The sequence below is a fragment of the Pedobacter ginsengiterrae genome (genome assembly GCF_039537385.1).
GTDB classification, from domain to species: domain Bacteria; phylum Bacteroidota; class Bacteroidia; order Sphingobacteriales; family Sphingobacteriaceae; genus Pedobacter; species Pedobacter ginsengiterrae.
Genome location: NZ_BAABAK010000015.1, coordinates 251,843 through 264,901 on the forward strand (window position 1 = coordinate 251,843; position 13,059 = coordinate 264,901).

The 13,059-nt window shown below is 35.3% G+C and carries 12 protein-coding genes; 8 read left to right on the forward strand and 4 right to left on the reverse strand.

Features of this window, described 5'->3' with window-relative positions; all coding sequences use genetic code 11:
• Positions 1 to 5: 5 nt before the first annotated feature.
• A complete protein-coding gene (locus ABD692_RS14195; RefSeq protein ID WP_316755213.1) occupies positions 6 to 2,792 on the reverse strand; it encodes an outer membrane beta-barrel protein in 2,787 nt (928 codons plus the stop codon).
• Between the two features lie 343 nt (positions 2,793 to 3,135).
• Here ABD692_RS14195 and ABD692_RS14200 point away from each other — a divergent pair, with 343 nt between their 5' ends.
• The gene (locus ABD692_RS14200; RefSeq protein ID WP_344768024.1) at positions 3,136 to 3,774 is read left to right on the forward strand and encodes a GIN domain-containing protein; all 639 of its coding nucleotides are present in this window, start codon (positions 3,136 to 3,138) and stop codon (positions 3,772 to 3,774) included.
• 71 nt (positions 3,775 to 3,845) lie between these two features.
• Here the strand turns inward: ABD692_RS14200 and ABD692_RS14205 are convergent, their stop codons facing one another.
• The 3 genes from ABD692_RS14205 to ABD692_RS14215 form a co-directional block, all read right to left on the reverse strand.
• Positions 3,846 to 4,562, reverse strand: a complete 717-nt coding sequence (locus ABD692_RS14205; RefSeq protein WP_344768026.1) for a 3-ketoacyl-ACP reductase — start codon at positions 4,560 to 4,562, stop codon at positions 3,846 to 3,848.
• 91 nt (positions 4,563 to 4,653) lie between these two features.
• Complete coding sequence (gene amaB / locus ABD692_RS14210; protein WP_344768028.1) at positions 4,654 to 6,195, reverse strand: L-piperidine-6-carboxylate dehydrogenase; 1,542 nt, start codon at positions 6,193 to 6,195, stop codon at positions 4,654 to 4,656.
• A gap of 37 nt (positions 6,196 to 6,232) precedes the next feature.
• On the reverse strand, positions 6,233 to 6,691 hold the full coding sequence (locus ABD692_RS14215) for a beta/alpha barrel domain-containing protein (RefSeq protein ID WP_344768030.1): 459 nt from the start codon (positions 6,689 to 6,691) through the stop codon (positions 6,233 to 6,235).
• A 249-nt stretch (positions 6,692 to 6,940) separates the two neighbouring features.
• Between ABD692_RS14215 and ABD692_RS14220 the strand changes: the two genes are divergently transcribed.
• The 7 genes from ABD692_RS14220 to ABD692_RS14250 all read left to right on the forward strand — a co-directional run bounded on the left by ABD692_RS14220 (position 6,941) and on the right by ABD692_RS14250 (position 12,969).
• The gene (locus ABD692_RS14220) at positions 6,941 to 8,344 is read left to right on the forward strand and encodes a tetratricopeptide repeat protein (RefSeq protein WP_344768032.1); all 1,404 of its coding nucleotides are present in this window, start codon (positions 6,941 to 6,943) and stop codon (positions 8,342 to 8,344) included.
• Between the two features lie 60 nt (positions 8,345 to 8,404).
• Complete coding sequence (locus tag ABD692_RS14225) at positions 8,405 to 9,172, forward strand: phosphosulfolactate synthase (protein ID WP_316755200.1); 768 nt, start codon at positions 8,405 to 8,407, stop codon at positions 9,170 to 9,172.
• A 102-nt stretch (positions 9,173 to 9,274) separates the two neighbouring features.
• Positions 9,275 to 10,024 (forward strand): shikimate dehydrogenase family protein, encoded by a 750-nt coding sequence (locus ABD692_RS14230; RefSeq protein ID WP_344768035.1) that lies wholly within the window; start codon positions 9,275 to 9,277, stop codon positions 10,022 to 10,024.
• A gap of 35 nt (positions 10,025 to 10,059) precedes the next feature.
• Positions 10,060 to 10,647, forward strand: a complete 588-nt coding sequence (gene gldD, locus ABD692_RS14235; protein ID WP_344768037.1) for a gliding motility lipoprotein GldD — start codon at positions 10,060 to 10,062, stop codon at positions 10,645 to 10,647.
• Positions 10,648 to 10,672: 25 nt separating this feature from the next.
• Complete coding sequence (locus ABD692_RS14240) at positions 10,673 to 11,311, forward strand: MBL fold metallo-hydrolase (protein ID WP_344768039.1); 639 nt, start codon at positions 10,673 to 10,675, stop codon at positions 11,309 to 11,311.
• A 47-nt stretch (positions 11,312 to 11,358) separates the two neighbouring features.
• On the forward strand, positions 11,359 to 12,585 hold the full coding sequence (locus ABD692_RS14245) for an ABC transporter permease (protein WP_316755191.1): 1,227 nt from the start codon (positions 11,359 to 11,361) through the stop codon (positions 12,583 to 12,585).
• A gap of 3 nt (positions 12,586 to 12,588) precedes the next feature.
• Entirely contained in the window at positions 12,589 to 12,969 is a 381-nt protein-coding gene (locus ABD692_RS14250; RefSeq protein WP_316755188.1) for a hypothetical protein, read from the forward strand.
• Positions 12,970 to 13,059 lie beyond the last annotated feature (90 nt).

Consider the following 13,059-nt stretch of genomic DNA (forward strand, 5'->3'; position numbering starts at 1 on the left):
AATAATTAGTTTTGAGGTTTAACGCCGCCGCCCATTTTAGTGAAATCCCAGCTTACTGTGAACATAAAATATCTTCTGATGGTTCTGTAACTGCTTTGTGTAATGTTACCGTTTGCTGCTGAACGGTTAAAACCCTGGTTTTGGTTCAATAAATCGAATCCTTGAATTGATGTTTTTAAATTTTGTGCCTTGAAGAATTTTTTAGAGATCGTTGCGTTCCACAAAAACTGCTTAAATGATTCGTTAAATGCTTGTGTTTTTCCGCGATAAGTATATTCTCCATCAGATGCAATTTCAAATTTACCTGGCAATTGAATAGAGCCTGAGAAATATCCGGATGCACCCCATCCATTACTATTAAATGCTTGCTGAACAGAAGCTACAGTTGTAGTATATTGCGGGCCGAAATAAGCATAAAAATTATATTTACCGTCTTTGTATCTATTAATATTAATCTGCGGTGAATATGTCATATTTTTTGTTTGGTTCAATACACTATTAATAAAGTTATAAGATGTATTTCCATTCAAGTTGAATCCAACCCCTAAGTTAGTTCCTAATATTTTTCTACCAATGCTCGAATAAACACTAAAGTTAGAAGGTGTTTTTCCAGGTAAATTTACTGCTAGAAATGTACTTTTACCAGTTGTATCGGTAGTTACATCACTTACAATTGGGTTTTTTGTAAAACTATAGTAACCACTAATATAAATAGATTGGCTGCTCAAGACTTTGTAAGAGTTATAGTTTGCGCTTATATTGCTCCTAAATGATGGTCGTAAATCAGGATTTCCTAAGGTTATGTTTAGTGGATCGGTGTTGACCCTAATTGGCTGAATTTGCTCTAAACTTGGCTGCTGCGTACTACCATTATAATTTATACGAAAAGATTTCTGCTGAGAAAAATTATACTGGTACATCGCCTGTGGCATATAATTCACGAATTTTCTATCATATCGAACTTTATTATATAAATCTTCTTGTTTAAAGTTAACGCCACTAAATTTAGAGCCCGCATTGAAAACACTTTTCCCTTTCTTATAATTAAAAATCGCACCACCTTGATTTATAACCTGATCAAGCTGGTAATCATTACTAAACTCTGTATCAAAGTCATCATATCTTCCAGTAGGAGATTGGTTATAGGACTTTCTGTTTGAACGACCACTAGATAAAGTCAAACCATAATTAACAATAACCGTTAGCGTTTTTGATAGCGGCTCGGTGTAAGCCAGGTTAGACTTGAATACACTATTTTCTATACTATTTATTTTTTGCTGATCAACGATAACAATACTGTCTCTTATTGGATTTGTTTTATAAAATGTATTGTTAGACTTTAAAAAACCATCTGTTTTATTATCAGTAACAGATTGACTTAAATTTAGAGAAAGTGTACGCCCTTTCTTCTTTAATTTTTTAGTCAAAAATGCGTTTATGTTAAATATTTTATCGTCAGCATCATTTGTTAAAGTCCGGGTGCTTGTATTCAACAACCTTTTCTCATCCTCGGTGCTTGTTACATAATCTTGAAAAGTTTTGCTGTTTTTCAACGTTCCATCAAGATTAATTTTTAAGGTTAAAGTTGTATCTAACTTAATTTCATACATCGCATCAAGCTTTTGTCTGAAAATATCATTATCATAATTTTGAGTTGATGTATTATTGAAGATACCTGTAGATAAGTTGTTCTGACTAATTGTATTTCTATCCCCAAACACTCTTAATGAGCCTATTTTGTAGTTTGTATTTAAGGTTTCCTTATCGCTGTTCCATTTATTATCAAAGTGTAAACCACCTGTTCTAGCAACTGGAATACCTTGCCCATTATATTGGCCGCCCCAACCTTCAAATTCATCGCCGCTGCTGGTAAAATATATACCACCATCATCACTAACAGTAGTTCCGCTTTGAGTTCCAAGTTTCTGGCTATCTTCCCAACCCAATCCTACCCTACCGTTGTTACCCAGCAAACCATAAGCAGAGAATTTTTTCTTACCTGCAAATTTGTTAAACATGAGCTGGCCCTGATAATACTCATCGGTACCTACCCCCGCTATGGCTTTACCAAAATACCCATTCTTTGCATTTTCCTTTAACTTAATATTTAGCGTTTTGGTTTTCTCGCCGTCATCTACTCCAGTAAAAGTAGCCTGATCGCTTTTTTTATCATATAGCTGAACCTTATCAACCATATCTGCTCTGATATTTTTTGTGACTAAGGTTGGGTCATCCCCAAAAAATTCTTCTCCATCAACCAAAACCTTGACATTTTTTTGGCCTTGTGCGGTAATTTTTCCGTCTTTGTCTATTTCGATACCTGGAAACTGTTTAATCAAATCTTCAACTTTTGCATTAGGCTCTATATTGTACGCTTGCGGATCGAATTCGGTCGTATCGCCTTTTATTTTGATTGCCGATCGGTTTCCCTTTATGATTACATCGGCAAGAAGTTTGGCCTTGCCTGTAAGGTTAATTTTGCCGTAATCTACATCCCTCTTAGTAGAGTCTAATGTAAAATGATCGACAAAATCTGCATACTTTGGATACGAAACCAGTAAGATATACTTGCCATTTTTTATATTAAGCAACTCAAATGACCCGTTTTCTGCTGCTCGGGTAAATTTTACTAACGTAGAATCTTTAGCATTTAAAACGGAAACTGACGTGCCCCCTAAAATTGTTGTTGATGCGGTATCTATAACACGACCTTTAATACCGTGTAGATTTTGTGCTTTTGCCGATAGAAAACAAAAAATTAGAAAGCACGCTGAGAGTAATATTCGTTTCATAGATAGGATTAGTTTCTGTACCGAATATAAAAACTAATATCTTAGTTTAAAAACTGTTAACATTATTTAACAAAAACATTATTGTTACATAACAACAGGCTTTTGAAGCCTGGTCATGTTAAAGAACGATTTTACTTCAATCACCGATTGGTATTCGTCGAGGTTACAAAATTTTATTTCTTTTTCGTATAGATATTACGGGCGTTCGTCTATGATATCACCGTTGTGGTATAATACAGCATTTTCTGCTGAAACGTTTCCTAACTATTGCCGTCTTATATTCAAAACAACCTAACAATTAGGGATTTAAAAAAGAAATTATAACATATAAAATATTAAGGTCATGAAAAATTCTATCAAAAATTTATTCGCAGCAGCATTAGTAATGGTTACTTTAAGCAGCGCAACATTAGTAGCAAACGCAACTGAAAATAATTCTAGCTATACTGCTTTAACTCAGGTTAAAAATATAACCAAAATCGCAGTTAGCGGAAATGTAAAACTTATAATCGTTCAGGATGCTAAGGAAAGTATCGAAGTTTTCGATAAATATTATTCGAGCAATGCACTCGTACAACAACAAGGTTCTGAGCTTCGCATCAGTTCTTTTTCTAAGGATGCATTGACTGTTATTGCTCACATAAACAATCTTACATCTATCGAAGCTTCAAACACTTCCAGTGTTACAACTGCTGGAAAATTCAATTTGTTAAACCTTGAAATTATTTTGAAAGATAAAGCATCGGCAGATATTAATGCAAATACCGTTAATTTAAACACAACTGCTCAAGATGGTTCGATATTAAATTTAGAGGGAACTACCGAAAATCATACTGCAAGCTTAGGTAGCGAGGCTAAAATGAAAATGGATGAATTTGCCGCAGCAAGCACAAGCATTAGGGTTGCACCAAAAGCATTTTATGCAAACAACTTATCTCGTTACGATGATTTAAAAATCGACTTATTAGAAAAACTTTTCTAATAATCTACATACATAGTTTATTTTTAGTTAATGATAAACGGCAGCAGAGCGATTCTACTGCCGTTTTTACATTATGGGTTTGTAGACCAAAGACCTGCGTCTTTTACAAAAACTCTTCTACTTAATTTTAATTGAGAAACAATAAGTTCGGCTAAATCTTCTGGTTGCATTACCTTATCAGGATTGCCATCAGTAAGTTTTAATTCAATTGCCATATCTGTTGCTGTTGTACTCGGCGTTAATGAGGTTACGCGAATATTATGTTTACGCATTTCCTGCATCAAAGAAGTAGACATTGCAATTAAACCTGCTTTAGATGCAGAATAAGCACTTGTTACTGCCCCTGGACTTAAGGCCGAAGAACTGGAAATGTTAATAATATCACCAGTTTGATTTTGAATCATTTGCGGAACAACAGCTCTGGTAACGTAATATGGTCCAAGCAAGTTAATTTTAATGATTTCTTCCCATGCGTTTGGCTCCAATTCTAAAAATTTAGCAAACTTACCAATACCTGCATTATTGATCAGAATATCAATAAAACCCAACTCCGACTGAACTTTTTCTACTGCTACATTTATTGAATTTATATCGCTAACATCTGCAGTAACTGTACTTATTTTTACACCAAATTCTTTTAATTCTAATGCCAGTTTATCTAAATCACTTTGTGTTCTTGCCAATAAACCTACGTTTACGCCCTCTTTAGCTAACGCGATGGCAATTGCTTTTCCAATCCCTTTTCCAGCTCCAGTTATTAAAGCGTTTTTTCCAGCTATATTTTCCATTTTAATTTATTCATTTTCAGCATTACGAAACTTGAAGCAATCCTACGGATAGAAGATTGCCTCGTATCTCATAATCACAATTTTATTTGCTTTACAGATCAAACTTTATTCCTTGCGCCAGTGGCAAAGTGTGCGAATAATTTATCGTATTTGTTTGTCTGCGCATGTATGCTCTCCAGGCATCCGAACCGCTTTCTCTACCGCCACCAGTTTCTTTCTCTCCACCAAAAGCACCACCAATTTCGGCACCCGATGTGCCAATATTTACGTTTGCAATACCACAGTCAGACCCCTGAAAAGAAAGGAATTGTTCTGCCTCTCTCAAGTTAAGGGTCATTATTGCTGATGATAAACCCTGAGGAACGCCATTTTGTAAGGCAATGGCTTCATCTAAAGTTTTGTACTTAATTAAATATAATATCGGTGCGAATGTTTCATGCTGAACAATTTTATAATCGTTTTTAACCTCGGCAATACAAGGTTTAACATAACAACCACTACTATAATTTTCTCCTTCTAAAACACCACCATCAACTACAAAATTACCGCCTTCAGCTTTACATTTTTCTATAGAATTTAGATAAGCGGCTACAGCATCGGTGTCGATCAATGGACCCACATGATTATGCTGATCGAGTGGATCGCCAATTCTTAACTGACCATAAGCTTTTACCAGCTTTGCAGTAAAAGCATCGTAAACACTTTCATGAATAATTAGTCTTCTCGTCGATGTGCAACGTTGTCCGGCAGTACCAACGGCACCAAAAACTGCACCAATTAAACTCATATCTAAATCAGCATGCTCAGAAATAATTATGGCATTATTTCCTCCAAGCTCTAATAAACTTTTACCCAAACGAGCACCAACTGCAGCACCTACAGCTTTACCCATTCTGGTAGAACCTGTAGCTGAGATTAATGGCACGCGACCATCGTTTGTCATCATTTCACCGATCACTCTATCTCCGATAATTAAACTCGATACGCCTTCAGGAATATCATTTGTTTTTAAAACATCAGCAATTATTTTTTGACAAGCGATACCTGTTAATGGTGTTTTTTCTGATGGTTTCCAGATACAAACATTACCACAAACCCAAGCTAAAGCCGCATTCCAGCTCCATACTGCTACTGGAAAATTAAATGCAGAAATTATACCTACAATACCAAGTGGGTGCCACTGCTCGTACATTCGGTGACTTGGGCGTTCGCTATGCATGGTTAAACCATAAAGCTGTCGCGATAATCCAACTGCAAAATCGCAGATATCGATCATTTCCTGAACTTCGCCAAATCCCTCTTGCAAACTTTTACCCATTTCATAAGAAACCAATGTACCTAAAGCTTCTTTATTTTGGCGTAAAGCATCGCCAAACTGGCGGACAATCTCCCCTCTTTTTGGCGATGGAACTGTTCTCCAGAAAATAAAGGCTTCTTGTGCGTTTGCAATTACAGTTTCATAATCAGCCTGGCTTGCCACTTTTACTGATGCAATTTTTTCACCATCAACAGGCGAAAAACTATCAATTGAATTTGAACCCGAATGACCACCCCATTCGCTACCTGTACTATAAGCAGCGTTATTGGGCTCTATTCCTAGTCTTTTTAATATGGATTGAATATCTGCTCTCATAAATATTTAATATGCTCTAATTATTAATAAATCAAATCTAAGATTTACAATTATCTTTTCTTCTAGTATCGATGATATAAACAATTTGCCAACCTTTTTCTCCCTTTACCAGCTGAAAAGAGTTTACACCACAATGGCTAAATTTTTCATCAATATAAAACTTGTAATCTGTCCAAACGCTGGCCAACGGTCCATCAATTAAAATTTTTGTAAACACAATGCGTTCATCGTATTTCTGTGGGTGGGGCGAACCTATAAACTTTAAAAAATCTAGAACTGGCTCGCCCTGAACAATATTTTTTCCATCTTTATTAACAATGGTTTGCAATATCCCGCCATTGGCAAAAGCAGATCTTGATAAGGTGCTATCGCCGTTTTTCATCCCATTAAAAAGATTATTAACTGCTATTTTTACAGCGTCTTCTTCTGTGCTTTGCGCCCTCAGCTTATTACCAAAAACAACACAAATAAGTGCTAAAACGACTATTCTTTTCATGACTTCATAATTACCATTAATCAAATAAATTTATGTTATTTTTGTGAAAGAAGGGAAAAGGAACCGCGATGAAGAAAAAAAGCATTGATTATTCACACACTCGAAAATAATTGATACTGTTAGTTTTCAATGATTTACATCGAAAAACAATTTCAATGTTAATAATTTTTTTAAAACAACATTGGTAAATATTGTAAACTTATAATGTGTTTTTCTACTTATTAGCACGGTTCTTTAATAGTATATTATATGGAAGAAGAATTCTTTTTTGAATCCAACGAAGATGCACAACGTTCAGTTGAACGTTACGAGGAAATGATCCGCAATAAGGACCAATACTTTTTCGATGCAGGCGCTTTTGAATACATTGTAGATTTTTACATTGAAAAAAATGATCCCGTTAAAGCTTTGCAGGTTGTAGATTATGCTGTTAGTCAACACCCGTACGCAACGGTATTTTTAATTAAACAAGCGCATTTATTTATTTTAACGAACAATAACGAACAAGCATTTTTAGCGTTGCAAAAGGCCGAGCTGTTAGAGCCTTCTGAAGCAGATATTTATTTACTTCGCGGCAATATTTACCAAAATACAGAACGATATAGCGAGGCACTCGAAAATTATGAAAAGGCTTTAGGTTTAGCAGAAAACACTGACGAAATCTTGCTTCAGATTGCTTATGTGTATCAAAGCATGTCTGATTACGAAAGCGCTATTACGTACATTAAGTTAAGCTTAGAGCAAAACATGGAAAACCAGGATGGTTTATACGAACTGGCTTTTTGCTATGATGTTTTAGATAAACAGGAAGAAAGCATTAAATTTTATCAACAGTATATCGATACCGATCCGTATTCTTATGCTGCATGGTACAATTTAGGCAACAGTTTCCATAAACTTAATCTTTTCGAAAAAGCAATTGATGCATACGATTATGCGATTTTAATTAAGGAAGATTTCAGTTCTGCCTATTTTAATAAAGGCAACGCTTTAGTTCAGCTAGATAAATACGAGGAAGCTATTGATGTTTACAAACAAACTTTCGAGTACGAACAACCGAATGCCGATACCTATTGTGCAATTGGTGAGTGCTTTGAAAAGCTTGAAAAAATGGATGAAGCCCGTTCTTATTACAAGAAATCGGTTAAAATGGACCCTAAAATGGCCGATGCATGGTTTGGCATTGGTGTAACATTAAACCACGAAGAACGTTATTTTGAATCTTTACATTTTTATAAAAAGGCAATCGATTTAGAAGCCGAGAATCCAGATTTTTGGTTTGCAATGGCAGATGCTCATTATAAATTGAATCAAATTGAGGAATCTATTGCGGCTTACGATAAAGTTTTGGAATATAATCCTCTAGATATTGAAGCATGGTTAGACTTTAGTACGGTTCTATATGAGCAAGGAAAACTTTTAGAAGCATCGGAAACCATGGCCGAGGCGATAAAAAACAACCCAGAAGCTGCAGAGCTATATTACCGAATGGTGGCTTATTTATTTGCATTAGGCCATTACGCTGATGCTTTAGGCTATTTGGAAACCGCTTTAACAACCGATCCAGATAAGCATTATATTCTTTTCGAATACTTGCCACAACTACAAGATAATAGTGCAATTATAAACGTTATAAACCGTTACATCAGGTAAAAAGCATGTGAGAAAATTTTGACATATAATTCTCAAAATTTTTTCCACTTTTGTACACATATGAATTACCCATTATTAAACGTTCCCGAACGTCCAGCTAAACCACGCCAAAAAGGCTTAACAATGGTTATGGATAAGGGATTAAGCCTTCGTCAGGTAGAAGATTTTATTGAAGTTGCTGGCGTACATACAGATATTGTAAAATTAGGCTGGGCTACCTCACACGTTACCCCAAACTTAAAAGAAAAATTAGCGTTATATAAAAGTGCTGGTATTCCAACCTATTTTGGCGGAACACTTTTCGAAGCATTCATAATTCGTAATCAGTTTTCAGATTATCAGCGTGTTTTAGACCAATACGGAATGGAATACGCAGAAGTTTCTGATGGTTCTATCGAAATTGAGCACGACTTAAAATGTAATTACATCAGCGAACTTGCTAAACAAGTTACTGTAATTTCAGAGGTTGGAAGTAAAGATGCTGCTAAAATATTTGCCCCATACAAATGGATCAAATTAATGAAAGCAGAGCTTGAAGCAGGTTCTTGGAAAGTAATTGCCGAAGCTCGCGAAGGCGGAAATGTTGGTATTTACCGTGGTAGTGGTGAAGTTAGGGAAGGATTAGTTGATGAAATTTTAACTCAAATCCCTGAAGAAACCATTATTTGGGAAGCACCTCAAAAAGAGCAACAAGTTTGGTTTATCAAATTAATTGGAACTAACGTAAACCTTGGCAACATTGCGCCTGCAGAAGTTATTCCTTTAGAAACCATTCGTTTGGGCTTAAGAGGTGACACTTTCGATCATTTCCTTAATTTAGGAAAATAGGAAATCTCGTTTTTTCGAGACACGCAGCAATCTAATAATTTGGGTTATTCTTTATCGCATTAAGGCTGCTGCGTGCCTTGCTATAACGTAAATTATTTAATAATGAAAACTTACGGCTTAATCGGTTATCCGCTTTCTCATTCTTTCTCTAAAAAATACTTTACTGAAAAGTTTCAAAACGAAGGTATAAGCAATCATCAATACGAACTTTTCCCTATTGAAGACATTGATTCCTTACCAGATTTGCTGGCTCAAAACCCTTCAATTGTCGGACTAAACGTAACTATTCCGCATAAAGTAGCTGTTTTACCTTTTTTAAATGATATTGAAGAAGCTGCCGAAAAAATTGGTGCAGTAAACTGTATTTGTGTCAGAAGTTTTGAAGGCGATACTTATATGAAAGGCTTCAATACGGATGCTTTTGGGTTTGAAGCATCGTTGAAACCTTTATTGACACCCGAACATCAAAAAGCTTTAGTTTTTGGCGATGGCGGTGCGGCAAAGGCAGTTAAGTACGTGCTTGAAAAGTTAAACATCGAATACCAGATTGTTGTTCGAAAAGCAATATCTGGAGCGATGCTATACGAAGAAATTACACCTGAAATTTTAAAATCGCATAAATTATTAATCAATACAACGCCATTAGGTATGTCGCCAAATGTTGATACTTATCCTGCTATTGATTATTCTTTGTTAAATGCAGAATATCTTGCTTACGATTTAGTTTACAATCCACTAGAAACTACTTTTTTAGCGAAAGCGGCCGCACAAGGGGCTGTTATTAAAAATGGATTGGAAATGTTATACAAGCAAGCAGAAAAAGCCTGGTGTATTTGGAATAATGTACGTTAGTTTCCGTTATTTCAATACAATTAAAGCAGAATTACATGAAATCTAAATATCTATTTTTTCTTCCGCTGATTCTGCCTTTGTTTATGACTGCTTGTCAAAACAACGAGTACAGTCCAAAACCAAAAGGTTATTTCCGCATTATTTATCCAGAAAAAAAATATCAGCAGTTTGATGGAAGTGCTCCTTTTAGTTTCGAGTATCCTGTTTACGCAAACATGGAAGCCGATGAGGGCAGAAATGTAAAAAAAGATTGGTTTAATATGCATTTCACTCAATTTAATGCCTATTTACACTTAACTTATTATGATGTAACTAATCGGGCTGCTTATGATGAAATGGTCGAAGATGCCAGAAAACTAGCCTTTAAACACACTATAAAAGCAAGCGCAATCGACCAGAAATTAATTAACTATCCAGATCGGAAAATTTACGGCATTTATTACGCAATTGAAGGTAATACCGCATCATCTGTGCAGTTTTTTTTAACAGATAGTGCAAAACACTATTTTAGAGGTGCATTATATTTTAATGAGCGCCCGCAATACGACTCCATAGAACCCGTTGTAAAATTTATTAAAAAAGATATCGATAAAATGATATCTACCTTTAAATGGAAGAATTAACTTCGCCCATCCTATTTACTAAATCATGATTAATATAAAAATATTCACCTTTAACGCTTATAGTGAAAATACATACGTTTTATATGATGAAACGAGTGAATGCGTAATTATTGATCCTGGAATGTATGATGGATCGGAACAAAATGAGCTTGCGAATTTTATTAAGGAAAAAACGCTTAAACCTGTTTTGCTATTAAATACTCATTGTCACTTAGATCATGTTTTCGGCAATAAATTTGTTTTTGATACCTGGGGATTAAAGCCTCAGTTCCATATCGGCGAACTTCCGATTTTACAAGCTGTGCCTGGTTACGCACCTCAAATGGGATTTTCACACTACGAACTTTCGCCCGAACCAGATACATTTTTAGAAGAACCTGGAACCATATTTTTCGGAAACAGTTCTCTAGATTTAATTTTTGCACCTGGTCATTCGCCTGCACATTTATGTTTTTATAGTAAAGCTGATAAATTTTTAATCGGCGGCGATGTTTTGTTTTACAGAAGTATTGGCCGTACCGATTTACCTGGAGGAAATCATCAGCAACTAATTAACAACATCGAAACTAAAATTTTCACCTTACCCGATGATTGTGAAGTTTATCCTGGCCATGGTCCATCGACCACGATTGGTTCGGAAAAACAAAACAATCCATTCTTTTAGCTGTATAAGTTAAAAACCTGCTTCCTTTTTCTTTATATTTAACTTAAGTGAATACACCATTTTATATTGCCAAGAGATATTTGTTTGCAAAAAAAACAACAAATGCAATTAATCTGATATCAGGCATATCTATGGTTGGGGTTATGGTAGGAAGCGCAGCTTTAATTATCATTCTATCGATTTTTAACGGCCTTGAGGTAACGATACTAAACATGTTTAACACCGTTACGCCCGAACTAGTTATTCTTCCTGCTAAGGGTAAAACTTTTAATCCGCATACTGATTATTTTAAAGAGCTAAAAAAGAACAAAAGTGTTTATTCTTTAACAGAGGTTTTACAAGAAAATGCTTTATTAAAGTATAACAATAAACAGGCTGTAGGTATGGTTAAAGGGGTAAGCTACGATTACTTAAAAAACCCCAAGCTTGATAGCACTTTACTGGAAGGCAGGTTTGTATTAAGCAATAAAAGTGGTTACAGCTCGGTAATTGGTTCTGCCTTGCAAACCTACTTAGCTGTAAACACAGTCGATCCGTTTACGGAGTTAGAGATTTTCTCTCCCAAAAAAAGTATTGCTGTAAATACGATAAACCCAGCTGATGATTTTACAAACAAAAGCATTCGTGTTAGTGGTGTTTTCGAAATTCAGCAAGAGTTTGATAACGGAATTATTGTACCGCTTGATTTTGCCAGGGAACTTTTGGGAGAAGATAAAAATGTTTCGTCGATAGAGATAAACTTACAGCCAGGCACTGATATCGATAAATTTCAACAGGAAGTTGCAGAAAAAGCGGGATCAGCCTTCGAAGTGAGAAACAGGGCAGAGCAAAACAGATCACTTTACCATATTTTAAATACTGAGAAATGGGCGGTATATATCATTCTAACATTTATCTTAATTATTGCTATATTTAATATTATTGGCTCTTTAACCATGCTTGTAATTGATAAGGTAAAAGATATTGCTATTCTAAGCAGTTTAGGAGCCAGTAAAAAACTAATAAAACGAATATTTCTTTTAGAAGGCATGATGATTACCATGTCGGGGTGTGTACTGGGATTAGGTATTGGATTGGTATTTTACTTTTTACAACACAATTATGGTCTAATTAAAATGGGAGATGATACACTTATAAGTTCCTATCCCATAGGCTTAAAGTGGAAAGATTTCATTTTAGTTTTTGTAACTGTTGGTATTTTCTCATTTTTGGCATCTGCTTTGTCATCTAATTTAAGCGTTAAAAAGATAGATCAGATTAATCAAACACTATAAAACATGAAATCATTTAAACAAGCAATCGTATTCGTTATGCTATTTGGTGTGGCCCTTACCGCTTGTAACAGAGCCGATAAAAGCGTAGAAAGCAGTAACCTTAAAACTGTTAAAGGCCTTTATAGCTTCGGTCCTGAAATGAAATCGTTTACTTTGTGCGAAGATGGTAGAGAATACTGGGTAGTAGATAGTGTTAAAAATTTAGAGCTTTCTTACAGCAACTTAAATTTCGAAAAGCCTTACGAACCCGTTTATGTCGAATTGCAAGGGTATTTTGCCAAATCTGATACAGCAACAGTTGCAGCAGATTTTGATTCGACACTGGTAGTTACTAAAGTCATCAAAATTAGCAAGGAAATTCCTGATGGGCCTTGTTCACAATAATAAACGGCGAATATTCAGTTTCGGCGGGTAATTATTTTCCCAATTGATACCTAAATCAGGATTAGAGCTTTGGCCTTCCTGCGCTTTAAA

Excerpts from the sequence above, each read along its gene's own strand:
- ABD692_RS14215 (WP_344768030.1), bottom strand. The coding sequence starts at position 6,691 with ATGAAAAGAATAGTCGTTTTAGCACTTATTTGTGTTGTTTTTGGTAAT.
- ABD692_RS14205 (WP_344768026.1), bottom strand. The coding sequence starts at position 4,562 with ATGGAAAATATAGCTGGAAAAAACGCTTTAATAACTGGAGCTGGAAAA.
- ABD692_RS14230 (WP_344768035.1), top strand. The coding sequence starts at position 9,275 with ATGAAAACTTACGGCTTAATCGGTTATCCGCTTTCTCATTCTTTCTCT.
- ABD692_RS14195 (WP_316755213.1), bottom strand. The coding sequence starts at position 2,792 with ATGAAACGAATATTACTCTCAGCGTGCTTTCTAATTTTTTGTTTTCTA.
- ABD692_RS14250 (WP_316755188.1), top strand. The coding sequence starts at position 12,589 with ATGAAATCATTTAAACAAGCAATCGTATTCGTTATGCTATTTGGTGTG.
- ABD692_RS14240 (WP_344768039.1), top strand. The coding sequence starts at position 10,673 with ATGATTAATATAAAAATATTCACCTTTAACGCTTATAGTGAAAATACA.
- gldD (WP_344768037.1), top strand. The coding sequence starts at position 10,060 with ATGAAATCTAAATATCTATTTTTTCTTCCGCTGATTCTGCCTTTGTTT.
- ABD692_RS14220 (WP_344768032.1), top strand. The coding sequence starts at position 6,941 with ATGGAAGAAGAATTCTTTTTTGAATCCAACGAAGATGCACAACGTTCA.
- amaB (WP_344768028.1), bottom strand. The coding sequence starts at position 6,195 with ATGAGAGCAGATATTCAATCCATATTAAAAAGACTAGGAATAGAGCCC.
- ABD692_RS14200 (WP_344768024.1), top strand. The coding sequence starts at position 3,136 with ATGAAAAATTCTATCAAAAATTTATTCGCAGCAGCATTAGTAATGGTT.
- ABD692_RS14225 (WP_316755200.1), top strand. The coding sequence starts at position 8,405 with ATGAATTACCCATTATTAAACGTTCCCGAACGTCCAGCTAAACCACGC.